This is a genomic window from Pelagibacterium montanilacus, from assembly GCF_003992665.1.
Classification (GTDB): domain Bacteria; phylum Pseudomonadota; class Alphaproteobacteria; order Rhizobiales; family Devosiaceae; genus Pelagibacterium; species Pelagibacterium montanilacus.
Genome location: NZ_RZMX01000006.1, coordinates 20,139 through 34,551 on the forward strand (window position 1 = coordinate 20,139; position 14,413 = coordinate 34,551).

Annotated in this window: 12 protein-coding genes; 8 read left to right on the forward strand and 4 right to left on the reverse strand. The window is 61.9% G+C overall.

All coding sequences use genetic code 11. The features are described from left to right. The gene (locus tag EO136_RS01275; RefSeq protein WP_127142665.1) at positions 1-1,467 is read right to left on the reverse strand and encodes an aldehyde dehydrogenase family protein; all 1,467 of its coding nucleotides are present in this window, start codon (positions 1,465-1,467) and stop codon (positions 1-3) included. A 291-nt stretch (positions 1,468-1,758) separates the two neighbouring features. Here EO136_RS01275 and EO136_RS01280 point away from each other — a divergent pair, with 291 nt between their 5' ends. Continuing rightward, positions 1,759-2,520, forward strand: a complete 762-nt coding sequence (locus tag EO136_RS01280) for an SDR family NAD(P)-dependent oxidoreductase (protein ID WP_127142666.1) — start codon at positions 1,759-1,761, stop codon at positions 2,518-2,520. A 17-nt stretch (positions 2,521-2,537) separates the two neighbouring features. Here the strand turns inward: EO136_RS01280 and EO136_RS01285 are convergent, their stop codons facing one another. Then, the gene (locus tag EO136_RS01285; RefSeq protein ID WP_164730382.1) at positions 2,538-3,326 is read right to left on the reverse strand and encodes an alpha/beta hydrolase; all 789 of its coding nucleotides are present in this window, start codon (positions 3,324-3,326) and stop codon (positions 2,538-2,540) included. 220 nt (positions 3,327-3,546) lie between these two features. Beyond that, complete coding sequence (locus EO136_RS01290; RefSeq protein ID WP_127142668.1) at positions 3,547-4,095, reverse strand: methyltransferase family protein; 549 nt, start codon at positions 4,093-4,095, stop codon at positions 3,547-3,549. Between the two features lie 129 nt (positions 4,096-4,224). Between EO136_RS01290 and EO136_RS01295 the strand changes: the two genes are divergently transcribed. Next, positions 4,225-5,082, forward strand: a complete 858-nt coding sequence (locus EO136_RS01295; protein WP_127142669.1) for an alpha/beta fold hydrolase — start codon at positions 4,225-4,227, stop codon at positions 5,080-5,082. 2 nt (positions 5,083-5,084) lie between these two features. Here the strand turns inward: EO136_RS01295 and EO136_RS01300 are convergent, their stop codons facing one another. Then, entirely contained in the window at positions 5,085-6,407 is a 1,323-nt protein-coding gene (locus EO136_RS01300) for a cytochrome P450 (RefSeq protein WP_164730383.1), read from the reverse strand. Between the two features lie 291 nt (positions 6,408-6,698). Here EO136_RS01300 and EO136_RS01305 point away from each other — a divergent pair, with 291 nt between their 5' ends. From EO136_RS01305 to EO136_RS01330, 6 genes are all read left to right on the forward strand, one after another. After that, on the forward strand, positions 6,699-7,685 hold the full coding sequence (locus EO136_RS01305; RefSeq protein WP_425466578.1) for a TAXI family TRAP transporter solute-binding subunit: 987 nt from the start codon (positions 6,699-6,701) through the stop codon (positions 7,683-7,685). A 132-nt stretch (positions 7,686-7,817) separates the two neighbouring features. Further along, positions 7,818-10,670: a TRAP transporter permease gene (locus tag EO136_RS01310; protein WP_127142672.1), complete on the forward strand. Its 2,853-nt coding sequence runs from the start codon at positions 7,818-7,820 to the stop codon at positions 10,668-10,670. 10 nt (positions 10,671-10,680) lie between these two features. Further along, positions 10,681-11,124, forward strand: coding sequence for a universal stress protein (locus tag EO136_RS01315; protein WP_127142673.1), 444 nt, complete (start codon positions 10,681-10,683; stop codon positions 11,122-11,124). Between the two features lie 26 nt (positions 11,125-11,150). Further along, a complete protein-coding gene (locus EO136_RS01320) occupies positions 11,151-12,485 on the forward strand; it encodes an aspartate aminotransferase family protein (protein ID WP_127142674.1) in 1,335 nt (444 codons plus the stop codon). 174 nt (positions 12,486-12,659) lie between these two features. After that, positions 12,660-12,980, forward strand: coding sequence for a c-type cytochrome (locus EO136_RS01325; protein WP_127142675.1), 321 nt, complete (start codon positions 12,660-12,662; stop codon positions 12,978-12,980). A gap of 12 nt (positions 12,981-12,992) precedes the next feature. Then, entirely contained in the window at positions 12,993-14,282 is a 1,290-nt protein-coding gene (locus tag EO136_RS01330; protein WP_127142676.1) for an NAD(P)/FAD-dependent oxidoreductase, read from the forward strand. The last annotated feature ends 131 nt before the right edge of the window (positions 14,283-14,413 follow it).

A 14,413-nucleotide genomic window follows, 5' to 3' on the forward strand; every position in this document is an offset into this window, starting at 1 on the left:
TCAGCTTACCCCATGAAACAGGCGGACATGCTTGAAGTTGAAGTATTCGAGCAGGCCCTCGCGCCCATGCTCATACCCCACCCCACTTTGCTTGCGACCGCCATAGGGAGCATTCATGATTCCGGCATCGACATTGTTGATGGCAACGTTCCCATAGTCGAGCTCGGCAGAAATCTTCTGAACCTCAAACAGATCCCGCGTATAGGCATATGACGCCAGACCATAGGGCGTATCATTGGCCAGGGCGATGGCCTCATCGAGCGTATCGAACGGGGCGATGCCGACCAGCGGGCCGAAGGTTTCCTCGATCATGACCTTCATTTCGTGGGTGCAGTCGGCAACAGCGGTCGGACGAAAGAAGTGACCGCGTGCAAAGGCCTCGCCCTCGGGCGCGGCACCGCCGGCCAGCAAGCGCGCACCTTTGTCCAGCGCGTCGGCCAGATGCTCGCGGGTCTTGGTGAGCGGCTCGGCCGAAGCCATGGCACCCACATCTGCGTCCGGCGCCTCGATGCCGTTGCCGACGACGAGGGCATCGGCCGATTTGGCCAGCGCGGCAATGAAGTTCTCGTAGATCGACCGCTCGACATAGATGCGGTTAATCGCGATGCATATCTGGCCCATGTTCCGGAAGCCGCGACGCGTGGCGCCGGCGACGGCCATGTCGAGGTCGGCAGTCGCAGTAACGATCATCGGGCAATTGCCGCCGAGCTCGAGCGAAAGGCGCTTGATGCGCGGACAGGTCTGCTGGATGTGCAGCCCGACGGCGCTCGAGCCCGTGAACGCGATCTTGTCGACGTCGGGGTGCTCAACCAGCGCCTGGCCGACAATCGAGCCCTTGCCGGTGAGGACGCTGACGGCGCCCTCGGGGAAGCCGGCGTCACTCACCTTCCTGGCAATGGCGAGGGCCGTGAATGGCGTGATCTCGGCGGGCTTGATCACGATCGTGCAGCCCGCGGCCAGGGAAGCGCACAGTTTCCAGCCGATCAGCTCAGCCGGGTAGTTCCAGGGTGTGATTGCACCCACAACACCGATGGGTTCGCGCACGACTAGGCTTTGGAAGCCGGGCTTGTCGTTGGGCACGATTTCGCCATGCACCCGCACCGCCTCTTCGGCATAGAAGTGGCAGGCCTCTGCCAGCTTGAGGATTTCGCCGCGCGCTTCGTTGAGCGGCTTGCCCTGCTCGAGGGTCATGATGCGGGCCATGCCGTCGGCGTCCGCGGCGATCAGCTCACCCAGGCGGTGCAACGCCTTGGCCCTTGCGTGCGGGGTGACGCGCGACCACTCCCGGAAAGCCGTCCTGGCTTCGGAAACAGCGCGATCGATGTCCGTTGGCGTTGCCTGGGCGATCTCGCCAATGGCCTCGCCGGTCGCAGGATTTTCAACGGTGATCCGCTCTCCCGCACCGGGTGTCAGTTCTCCGCCGAGAAACAACATTCCGCTCAAGGGTGATATCGCGTCGTCACTCATGCTTTATCCTGTCGTGGACCCGTAGATAAGGTGTGGTCGCATTAATATAGCATAACTACGCCTTTTCAACCCCCCCCGTGATGAGAAGGGGCGCTGTATCATGGTTGATCGAATTGGCGCACTGCGATGTATTATGACGGTTTTGCAGTAGCTTGCGGGGATTACCGGAATCTGCATGGCCGCGGCCGGTGCCGCGCAAATCGCTTGAATGATCCGCGTTCGCTAGTTTAACTAGGTTCGATTAGATTGAGGCGGGCCGCAATCGCGTGCCCATGGGACAAGAGGCTCACTATGACATACCGTTCGAAGCTCGACCTGGACAAGAGGGTCGCTCTGGTAACCGGTGCGGGGCAGGGCATAGGTGCCGCCTGCGCCGAAGCGCTTGCGGAAATGGGCGCGGAGGTGATTTGCACCGATCTGGATGGCGCACGGGCCGAGAGCCAGGCACGGGCGCTGACCGACAAGGGATTCGCGTCGCGCTGGGAACAGCTCGACGTCACCAATTCTACACAGCTCGACGCCCTGGCGACGCGGCTCGGCCCGCTCGACATTCTGGTGTGCAATGCCGGCGTCGTCACCAACGTGCCGGCGGAGGAGATGACCGATGTCCAGTGGCAGAAGGTGATCGATGTAAACCTGACCGGCGTTTTCAAGACCTGCCGCGCTTTCGGGCGACGGATGCTCCGGGCCGGCAAGGGCTCGATCATCACGATCGGCTCGATGTCGGGCCAGATCGTCAACACCCCCCAGCCTCAATGCCACTATAATGCCTCGAAAGCAGGGGTGCATCATCTCACGCGGTCTCTGGCGGTCGAATGGGCGAAAAAAGGCGTGCGGGTAAACTCTGTAGCGCCAACCTATATAGAGACGCCGCTATTGAAAGAGCTCGAAGGACAGGCCGGCCTGATCGATCGCTGGCTCGATCTCACCCCTGCGGGCCGCATGGGCCGCGCTGATGAGATCGCCTCGGTGGTGCAGTTCCTTGCCTCCGACGCATCGAGCCTCATGACCGGCGCCATACTGACCGCCGATGCGGGCTACACCAGCATCTGAGGTGAACGGACAATGGTTCAGGCGCCAGGTTGCGCCGGTACGGGGGAAGGGCTGGACTCAATCACGAAGAGATCGTCGTTTCCGTCCGCCGGATAGCCGTTCGTCAGAATATCGACGATGTCCCCATCACGCTTGCCGAGCAGTGAATAGTGATTGGCACCGATAACGGGAAGAAATTGCCCGTGAGGCGCCGACGCGAACAGGCGCTGGCCAAGGCTCGGCGGAACGACCTGATCATGATCTCCATGAGTGACGATGATATATGCCGCGCGCGAACGCGCGATCCTCTGTTGCGAGACGAATGTGTCGTGCATCAGAAAACCCGGCAGGAAGGGAATGGTAGTGGCGACCACGTCGGGCAATGAGCTGAACGGCGCTTCGAGCACGAGGCCGAGGCTGTCGTGGCGCTCGGAAATGGCCACGGCCACGCCCGAGCCCAGCGAGTAGCCGTGCAGGACCACGGGACTAGCGGGCGCCCGGTCGCGCACGAAACGCAGCGCGGATTCACCGTCCTCGATCAACCCGGTTTCCGAGGGCCGGCCAGTCGAGCCCGGATAGCCTCGATAAGCGAAGGCGAGCACGCCGAACCCTGCCTCGGCCCAAGGAGCTTGTCCGAACCGGGCGGCCATGGGTTCCGGCAGGCTGCCATTGCCGTGGAACGCGATGATCACAGGCGCATTGCCCGTGGGCGGCTTCCAATAGGCCTTGAGCGATTCACCATCGATGGTGACCAGCACAACGCGCTCGAACTCGGGCCCGACCATAGTCTGGAAGGGCGCAGGATTGACGTATCTGCGCGGAAACACGAACTCCCGCTGTACGGAATAAACCCCTCCGACGAGCAGAAGATACGCGCCGGCAGCCCCGGCCAGAATCCTGAACCACGATCTGAAAAAAGCCTGCATCACGGCACTCCACCAAGCACGAAATCGCGGAACCGCTCCCCAATGCAATTGTGTGAGATGATTTGGCCGTGAGCTCAAGCCAATGCTGCGACCATGACAGTAATGTGACTGCGACGTGCCCCTATGGGCGCGGGATGAAAAACCCGGTCCGCTCCTTGTAACGGGCATACTGCGCCGCGAATTCAGAACCCTCGAAGCTGCGCTCTTCCAGCTGTGCTGCCCAGACATAGAGGCACAGAAGGGGGATGAGGCCGACAAGGGCCAGCAGATGCCAGACGGCCAGTGACCATCCGGCCCAGAATATCGCGTAGGACACATAGAACGGGTGACGGACCAGCCGGTATGGTCCCTCGGTGACGAGCGTCTGAGGGTTGGCGTGATCGAAGACGAAACGCAGCCTCGCGCGCTTGGATGTCCCGATCGCCCAAACGAACAGAGCCCCAGCGGCGAGTTGAATCGCCAAGCCGAGGGCCTGGGCAGGCAGGGGCTGGGTGAATGCCCATGTCAGGGAGGCCAGAAGCAGGGTACTGGCGATGACGAACACCGCGATCAGGCGCGCGCCAGCGGGCATGGAGTCGGATTTGAAATGGCCCTGCACAGACCAGACATAGGCCCCGACCGTGACCAATCCCGCAACCGTGACCAGAGCGTCAAACGCTGTTTCCACCATGCCTGGCTGCCCCGCTCGATTCCGCGCCCAAATTGCAGGGATGATCTTAACTACGATTTCACCAGTCAAGGCAACGATAAGTAGAGGGGTGATCGCGCATCATCGTGCCGATCCAAGGAGTTTTCGCTGGTGCGCATCTCGGCCCCGAGCCACAATGTCGAGCAATTGGCGTTCCGCGACAGCGGGCACGGCGCCCCTGTCGTGATGCTGCACGGACTGGGCTTTGATGGCGCGGTGTTCGACCATCAGTTCGAAAGCCCGCTCTCGGACATGTTCAGGCTCATCTCCCCCGATTTGCCGGGCCATGGCGCCAGCGCTGATGCCAAGGACCCCTCGGTCACCTACACGGTATCGGGCTTGGCGGACGTGGTGGTTCAACTTCTCGATGCGCTGGGACTCCACAAGCCGGTCCTGATGGGCTGGTCGCTGGGCGGTCACGTGGCCCTCGATCTCATGGAGCGCTATCCTGATCGGGTTGCCGGGGTTATGGCCGTGGGCACACCACCCTTCGGGCGCGGAATGCTGGCCAGCCTTTTTGGCTTCCGGCTGCGCCGCGAACTGCTGTTGGCCTCCAAACCCGCGTACTCGGCCCAGGATGCCGAGCGCTTCGCCCGCCTCTGCTTTGGCGATCGGGCCGAAGCGCGCCACATCGATGCTCTGCTAAGGGCGAACGGTCCCATGCGGCCCCTGGTCAATCGCAGCCTGATGACCGGGCAGGTCGCCAGTCAGCGCGAGACGGCGGAGCGAAGCCCTGTGCCCCTCGCCATGGTCAACGGCGCGGACGAACCGCTGGTCCGGACCAGCTATGTTGCGGGGCTCGATTATGCCCGGCTCTGGGAAAACCGCTGTCACGAAATCCCCGGGGCAGGGCACGCTCCGTTTTTCAGCCATCCTCATGCGTTCAACGCGATCCTGCACAGGTTCGCCACCGAGATGTCGCTGAGGGTGGAGCGACCATCCGCTGCGCCGTTGGCACAACGGGCCTGATCCTATCCCCGCTTGTGCAGGCGAACCCAGATTCCACCCTCAGGGCGCAGGGTGATGGAGGGAAGGTACCCAACCGGCTTGTCCGTCAGGCGCTCGATATCGAAACGGCGCGCGATCGTGGCCAGCATCAGCATGGCCTCCATCATCGCAAAGCGGTTGCCGATGCAGATGCGTGGGCCACCGCCGAACGGAAAATAGGCAAACCTGGGCAAGGTCCGGCGAAAGTCGCCCACCCAGCGCTCGGGTCGGAACATCAGAGGGTCCTCGAAATAGCGAGGATCGCGCTGAGTGACCCACGGGCTGAGGATCACCGTGGTGCCCTTGGCCACTGCATAATCCCCGAGTGTCACGTCCTCCCGCGCCTCGCGCCCGATCGCCCAGCCGGGAGGGAGCAGTCGCAGGATTTCGATCACCGACCACTCGGTGAGCGAGAGCTTCGCGATGTCCTCATAGGTGAGGGCACGGTCACCGGCGACCTCGTGGGCTTCCTGTGCAATTCGATCCTGGATATCACGGTGTTGTCCCAAAAGGTGGAAACCCCACGCCATTGAGAGGGCAGAGGTCTCGTAGCCAGCGAGAAGCATATTGCAGATCTCGTCGCGCAACTGCCGGTCCGACATGGGGTTGCCGTTCTCGTCGCGTGCCGACATCAGGAGCGACAGGAATCCTGCAGGCTCGCCCCTTCCCGAACGCTGTTCCGCGATGATCCGGTAGATCATCTTTTCCATGTATGCGATGCCACGCCGATAGCGGATATGTCCGGGCAGGGGCACCGCATCGGGAATGACCACGGGGCGCGAGAACCTGGCCGCCACTTCATCGATCACCCAGTATGCGGCCTGCTCCATTTCCTCGAGATACTCGCTGACATCGGCGTTGAGCAGCGTGCGCGCCGCGATCATCAGGCCCAGGGCCATCATTTCGCGGTGCATGTCGATTTCCTGACCGTCTTGCCAGCGACCGATCACCTTCTCGGTGAGTTCGACCATGTGAGGCGCGTAGTCCTGCAGCGGACGGGTGGCAAATGCCGGGGCGGACAGCTTCCGCTGGCGCTGCCATTCGGCGTCTTCGGCAGTGAACAGGCCATTGCCCAGCAGCGCTTCAAGCTGACGCCAGAACACCCTGTTCTTGGTGAAGCGTTCATGTTGCTTGACCAGCACTTGCTCGATCAGATCGGCTTCGTTGACCAGCACCGCGGGGAAGACCCCCAGCTTGAGCCGGGTGACATCGCCATGTTCACGCGCGCTGCGCTCAAGAAAGCCGAGCATGTCCCGGTTCATGTCCAGGAGATGGCCGAGCACCGGAAGCGCCCGGGGGCCAGTCACGGGACGGGGCGATCCTGCAGTGTTTGGCGATGGCGCGAGCGTGGACATCCTGTGACCCCAATCCTGTTTCGCGCCGGCAAGATAGGTGTAAAGGCACAGGCCGTCCACCACCGTGGCTGGGGTAGGGCGAAGCCGTCGGGTCATCGCGATCCAAGAACGGATTTGCGCTATACCGCAGCAAACAAAGACGGGTTTCCTGGAATTAGGACTTGATCGGAACAGCTTTGCGCTGGAAGTATGTTGTCCTCTAGAGAGACGAGAAATGCTCAAACTTTCACAAGGGAGACGAACGTGAATACTCTGGAAAAACGTATCGGCATCAAGACTGCGACTGTGGCTGCTGCTGGCGTCATGCTGGCCTTTTCGGCTGCTCCGTCGATGGCACAGCAACAGTTCGTGACGATTGGCACGGGCGGCGTTACTGGCGTCTACTACCCCGCAGGCGGCGCGATCTGTCTGAATGTGAACCAGGGCCGTGCCGAACACGGCATCCGCTGCTCGGCCGAATCGACCGGCGGATCGGTCTTCAACCTCAACTCGATCCGTGAGGGAGAGCTCAACATCGGTGTGGTTCAGTCCGACGTTCAGTACAACGCGCTCAACGGCATCGATCAGTTTGCCGACGCCGGGGAATACGAAGATCTGCGCGCGTTGTTTTCTCTGCACCCCGAGCCGTTCACCGTCGTGGCACGGGCTGACGCGGGCATCGAGTCCTTCGAGGACCTTGTGGGCAAGCGCGTGAACATCGGCAACCCCGGGTCGGGCCAGCGCAACACCATGGAACTGCTCATGGAAGAGTATGGCTGGACCATGGACGACTTTGCCCTTGCCGCAGAGTTGCCCTCGCGTGAACAGGCTCAGGGCCTTTGCGACAACCAGTTCGACGCCTTCGTCTTCACCGTCGGCCATCCCTCCGGTTCGATCTCCGAGCCGGTCGCGACCTGCGATGCCGTTCTGGTCAACGTGACCGGTGACATCATCGACGATCTGGTGGAAGCCAACCCTTATTACTTCCACGCCACTATTCCGGCCGGCATGTACAACAACGAGGAAGACGTCTCGACCTTCGGTGTCGGGGCAACGGTCGTATCCTCGACCGACACATCGGCAGACATGGTTTACGAGGTCGTCAAAGCGGTCTTCGAGAACTTCGACCAATTCAAGGGTCTGCACCCGGCGTTCGCAGTGCTCGAAGCCGAGACCATGGTGTCTTCGGGCCTGTCTGCTCCGCTCCACGAAGGCGCTGAGCGCTACTTCGAAGAAGCAGGTCTGCTCTAGACGGCAATTGGCGGTGGGCTCGGCGACGTTCGGGCCCACTTTCGTTTCGGGCAGTCGCTTTGGCTGCTTTCGCACATGGGCAGGGCGAGATTGCGCCCTGCCGCCAGAGGGTAGATTGCGAGAGGGGCGAAGATGTCCGAAACGATAGGCACAAAGGCGCAAACTGATGCTCCCGACAGCCGGGATCTCCAGGATATGGTGGCCGCAGCCGATACCGGCGCGCGCAACCCGAAAGGATTTCCGGCAAGCCTGCTGTTCGGCGTAGCGATCGCGTGGTCGTTGTTCCAGCTCTGGATCGCCTCGCCACTGCCCTTCATGCTCGCGCCGACGATCGACCCGATCCTGCGCGGCCTGCTTGGAGTTGTCCTCGGGGACAACAGTGCCAGTATCGTCTTCAACAGCACTCAGGCGCGTTCGATTCATCTCGCCTTCGCGATGTTCCTCGCGCTGACGGCCTATCCCGGCGCTGTCCAGCGCACCGCGAGTTTCCCGGTTTTTGCCGTACTCTATGTGATCGCCGCACTCGGCTTTGCCTATTATGCGTTGACCCTCGCGGGTGCAGGGGACCCGCAATGGCTGGTGTTCACCGTGATGACGGTGCTTGCGCTCATGGCGGGATACTCGGCATGGCGCCCGACGCCGCTCGATCGCGTGCCCAGCATCGATTGGGTGCTGGCGGCGGCCGCGGCATTCTCGTCCGCCTACCTCTATATCTTTTATGCGGAACTGGCGCAGCGTCCGGGCTCGCCTGAACTGTTCGACCTGATCGTGGCCGGTGCTGGGGTCGTGCTGCTGCTGGAGGCCACGCGACGCGCGCTTGGCCCCGCGTTGCTGTTCATCGCCGCGATCTTCCTGGTCTATACCTTCGCCGGGCCGTACATGCCCGACCTTATCGCCCATCGGGGCGCGTCCTTCCAGCGCGCCATGAGTCAGCAATGGCTGACCGCAGAAGGCGTGTTCGGGATCGCGCTCGGCGTATCGACGAGCTTTGTGTTTCTGTTTGTGCTCTTCGGGGCCTTGCTCGACAAGGCAGGGGCCGGCAATTATTTCATCAAGGTCGCATTCGCGCTGCTGGGGCACATGCGGGGCGGGCCTGCAAAGGCCTCGGTCGTGGCGTCGGCGATGACCGGAATCATATCGGGTTCCTCGATCGCCAATGTCGTAACCACCGGCACGTTCACCATCCCGCTGATGAAGCGTGTCGGGTTCAGTGCCGAAAAGGCCGGTGCGGTCGAAGTCGCAGGGTCGACCAATGGCCAGATCACGCCTCCGGTGATGGGGGCGGCGGCGTTCCTGATGGTCGAGTATGTGGGCATTTCCTACGTCGAGGTGATCCAGCACGCCCTGCTGCCGGCGCTGCTCGCATATGCCGGGCTCATCTACCTGGTGCACCTGGAGTCCCTCAAGCTGGGCCTCGAAGGGCTGCCCAAGCGCAAGGTGACTCCCTGGTTCTGGAGCCTCTTCAATTTCGGCATCACGATCGCGAGCATCGTGATCCTCGCCGCCATTGTCTATTACGGCATCGGCTGGACGCGGAACGTGTTCGGCCCTGCGGCCAGCGTGGTGGTTCTCGGTCTGATCCTGGCGACTTATCTGGGGCTGCTCTGGATGTCGGCTCGCGAGGACGAACTACAGATCGATGACCCGAACGATCCTGTTCTCGAATTGCCCGATACAGGTCCCACGGTGCGCAGCGGGCTCTATTTCCTCCTGCCCATAGTCGTCCTGCTCTGGGCCTTGATCGTGGAGCGGCTGTCGCCGGGCCTGTCGGCCTTCTATGCCGTGGCAGTGATGATGTTCATCCTCGTTACCCAGCGCCCGATCCTCGCGCTGATGCGAAAGCGTGGAGAGTTGATCGCGTCAGTAAGGCAAGGCTGTGCGGATCTCGTCGAGGGCTTGGCCGCCGGCGCGCGCAACATGGTGGGAATCGGTGTTGCCACGGCATCGGCAGGCATCATCGTGGGTACAGTGGCGCAGACCGGTATAGGGGCCGTTCTGGTGGAGCTCGTACAGTATATCTCGGGTGGCAACCTGCTGCTCATGCTCTGCCTCACCGCAGTGTTCTGCATCGTTCTCGGCCTCGGCCTGCCCACCACGGCGAACTACATCATCGTCGCCACGCTCATGGCTCCGGTGATCGTGGAACTGGGCACCCAGCAGGGGCTCGTCGTGCCGTTGATCGCAGTGCATCTGTTCGTGTTCTATTTCGGACTGATGGCAGACGCCACGCCGCCCGTGGGGCTTGCCGCTTACGCCGCGGCTGCCGTATCGCGCGGTGACCCGATCAAGACCGGGTTGACCTCGATTACCTACGACATCAGGACGATCATCCTGCCGTTCATCTTCATCTTCAACACCCAGCTGCTGCTGATCGGCATCGATGGACTGTTGACGCTGATCAGCGTTGTCGTAACCGGCTTCATTGGCATGCTGATGTTCGCGGCGGGCTCGCACGGCTATTTCATTACGCGCAGCCGCCTCTGGGAATCGGCCGCACTGCTGCTGGTGTCCTTCACGCTGTTCCGGCCCGATTTCTGGATCGACATGATCGATCCACGCTACGAAACGCATCCGCCCAGCGAGATCATGAAGGTCATCGAGACCAAGCCGGACGGGTCCTTCCTGCGGCTCGAGGTATCTGGCCTGACTATGATGGGCGACGAGGTGACCCGCACGGTCATGCTCAATATGGGCCCCGAGGCCCCGCCGATGGATCGGCTGCGCAGCGCCGGCCTCGAGGTCATGGCCACGGGCGATACCGTGCAGGTGATGAATGTGCAATTTGGCAGCGAAGCCGAACGCATGGGAGTCGAGTTCGGCATGCAGGTGACCGAGGTGCTTACGCCCAATGACGACCGGTTGCCCGACGAGATCGCTTACATCCCTGCCTTGCTGCTGCTTGGCGGAGTCTATGTGTTGCAAAGGCGCCGAAAGGCGTCCGAACCGGACAAGCCCAAGGCGCAGAGGCCGGCAGTCGAAGCCTAGGGAGGCGGCCATGTACAAGAATATCCTGCTTACCATCGACCTCGCGAATCTCGACGGTGAGCGCAGGGCGGTCGATACGGTGGTGGAGTATGCACGAGCGTTTGGGGCGCAGCTTCATATCCTGACGGTGGTCCCTGATTTTGGCATGTCCATCGTCGGCAGCTTCTTTCCGCCCGAGCATGAAAAACGGGCGGTCGAGACGGCGAACGAGCAATTGCACGCCTTCACGCGCACGGCGATCCCGGTCGATATCCGGCACCGGCACATCGTCGATCACGGCGTGATCTACCGTGTGATCCTGCACTATACGCGCGAGACGCAGTGCGATCTGGTGGTCATGTCCTCCGGACGCCCGGATCTTGAGGATTACATCCTTGGGCCCAACGCCGCGCGGGTTATGCGGCATGCGCGCTGCTCTGTGCTGGTGGTGCGCGACGACGGGGAAGCCCATTAGCGCCACATTTGGCCTGGGAGGGCCCCATGAAATCGCGATACGTATTTCCACGTCATACCGGGGCGGACCTTCCCGTCGCGGTTGGCGGGGACGGAATCCATCTGATCGATAGCGAGGGTCGGCGTTATATCGATGCCAGCGGCGGAGCAGCCGTTTCGTGTCTCGGGCACTCGGACGCCGATGTAACCGCAGCCATATGCCGGCAGGCTGAAAAGCTCGCCTTCGCGCATACCGGATTTTTCACCAGCGAGCCCACCGAAGCGTTGGCCGAGAAGCTGGTAAGGTTGGCGCCTGAAGGCATCGAGCGCGCCTATTTCGTGTCCGGTGGGTCAGAAGCAATGGAGGCCGCGCTCAAGCTGGCGCGGCAGTATTATCTCGAGGTGGGCCAGCCCCAGCGGCGACAAATCATCGCCCGCTGGCAGAGCTATCATGGCAATACGCTCGGTGCGCTATCGGCGGGCGGTAATCGCTGGCGGCGTGCGCAGTTCGAGCCGTTCATGGTCGGGGCCATGCATCATGTATCCCCATGCAATGCCTGGCGGTACAAGGCGGAAGGGGAGACCGACGATGCCTATGGTGACAGGCTCGCGGCGGAACTGGACGCAAAGATCGAGGAACTGGGGCCCGAAACCGTTGCCGCCTTTGTGGCCGAACCGATCGTGGGGGCGACGATGGGAGCGGTTCCGCCTGTCGAAGGATATTTCCGCAAGATCAAAGCCGTATGTGAGAAACATGGCGTATTGCTCATCCTCGACGAGGTCATGTGCGGCATGGGCCGGACCGGGACTTTGTTTGCGTGTGAACAGGACGGGATAAGCCCGGACATGATCGCGGTCGCCAAGGGACTGGGCGCCGGCTATCAGCCCATCGGCGCGCTTTTGGTTTCGGCCGGGGTATATGCGGCCATCGAGGCGGGCTCGGGCTTTTTCCAGCATGGGCACACCTATGTCGGCCATCCGATCGGCACGGCCGCAGCGCTTGCTGTGCTCGAGAAGATATCGGGCCCCGAGATGCTGGCGCAGGTCAGGCACAGCGGCAGCCATCTCATGGCCAACCTGTGCGCGCGGTATCGCAACCATCCTCATATCGGGGAGGTCAGGGGCAGAGGGCTCTTCATCGGGCTGGAGGTTGTCGCAGACCGGGCGACCAAGGAGCCGTTCGATCCAGCGCGGCGTTTGGCAGCGCGCATCAAGTCCGAGGCCATGGCCAATGGTCTGATGTGCTACCCAATGAGTGGAACCGTGGATGGCGAACGCGGAGATCATGTTCTGCTCGCGCCGCCTTTCATCGCAACGATCGACGAGCTCGATCTGCTGGCCGATTTGCTGGATAAAAGCATCGCGCGCGTTCTGGCGGCTTGAGGCGGCCAAATTTTGCTCTTGGCCGCCGAGCGGGGAAACCGCGTTTCCCGTCCGGAGAGCCCGCCGGAATATCGGTTCTCCAAGGGGACTGGCGAACTGGCCGCAGTCTGTGGCACTGTGAAGGCTGTCGAGAGAAGCGCGCACGCGCCCAGAGAGAGAGGGGACCTCACACCCATGGGGATCATGAAACCAATAGCCGGCACCCTGGCGGCCGGGACAATCCTTGCCGCATCGCTTGCCGGGGCCGTGCAGGCGCAGGAGACCGACGCGTCGGTGCTGGCCGGAACTTGCGCGAACTGCCACGGCACAGACGGAGTGTCGCCCGGCAGCATTCCGAGCATTGCCGGACAGCCCTATGCCGTCCTGATTGCGCAGCTCCAAGCCTTCAAGGCAGGTGAAGTCCCCGGCGCTACCATCATGACTCGCATCGCGAGCGGCTATACCGACGAAGAACTCGAGGCGATCGCCCGGTACTTCTCGGAAATCGAGCAGTAAGGGGAGGCTGGAATGGTCACGAGACGCACACTCATCAAATCGCTCGGCGCCGTATCGGTTGCCGCACCCATGTTCTCCATGCCCTCGATCGCGCGTGGCCAGTCGGCCGGTCGCGTCGTCGTGGTCGGCGGCGGCTTTGGTGGCGCCACGGCAGCCAAGTATCTCAAGCGGCAAAACCCGGCGCTTGATGTAACGCTGGTGGAGGCATCCGGGCGCTTCTACACCTGTCCGTTCTCGAACCTTTATCTGGGCGGGCTGCGGGACTTCGAATCCATCGGACATTCTTACGACGAACTCACGGACGTCTACGGGGTGAACCTCGTGACGGATTGGGCGGAAGGCGTGGATGGCGATGCGCATACAGTCACATTGGCCTCGGGCGAGGTCCTAGACTACGACAAGCTGTTGCTTTCTCCGGGCGTAGACATGCGCTGGGGTGCGATCGAAGGCTATGACGAGTCCGCAGCGCAGCTTGCTCCGCACGCCTGGAAAGCCGGCGAGCAAACGCAGATCCTAAAAGCGCAACTTGAAAGCATGGATGATGGTGGCCTGTTCATCCTGTCCTCGCCCGAAAACCCGTTCCGGTGCCCTCCGGGGCCTTATGAGCGGGTGTCGATGATTGCCAACTATTTTACCAACAACAAACCCAACTCCAAGATTTTGGTGCTGGATTCCAAGGATGCGTTCTCCAAGCAAGGGCTTTTCGAGGCTGGATGGCGCGAACTCTATGGGGACATGATCGAGTGGGTGTCGCTTTCCAACGACGGTCGCGTTGTTCGCGTCGACGCGGAGAACCTGGAGGTCGAGACCGAATTTGGAGAGGTTCACAAAGCCGACGTCCTCAATATCGTTCCGCCGCAGAAGGCCGGGGCCATCGCTGATGCGGCCGGTGTGACCAATGAGGGCGGGTGGGTTCCGATCGTTCCCGAAACATTCGAGTCCCAGCAGGTTCCCGATATCTATGTTGTCGGCGATGCCACAGTCGCGGCTCCGATGCCCAAGTCGGGGTTCTGCGCCAACTCGCAGGGTAAGGTTGCAGCTGCAGCCATCGTTGCCTCACTGGCCGGACAGGAGCCGCCAGCACCGTCCTGGGTCAACACCTGCTATTCCGTTCTGGCCCCCGATTACGGGATTTCGGTTGCGGGCGTCTATCACGTGGCGGACGGACAGATCGCAGAAGTTGCCGATTCGGGCGGGGTCAGCCCGGCTGATGCAGATTCCGACTTCAGGCGGCGCGAGGCGGAATACGCTGTCGGCTGGTACGATGCGATCGCCCGCGATACCTGGGGGACCGGCGCCTAGAGCATTCCGAGGAAAATACCCGTCCCAAAGTCAATTGGGGATGGGTACACTTCCCGGGTCGGAAACGCGACACGTCGAAGAATCAGAACTCCTGTTCTGGATCAATCAGAACAGGAGCAACCGGCATCTTG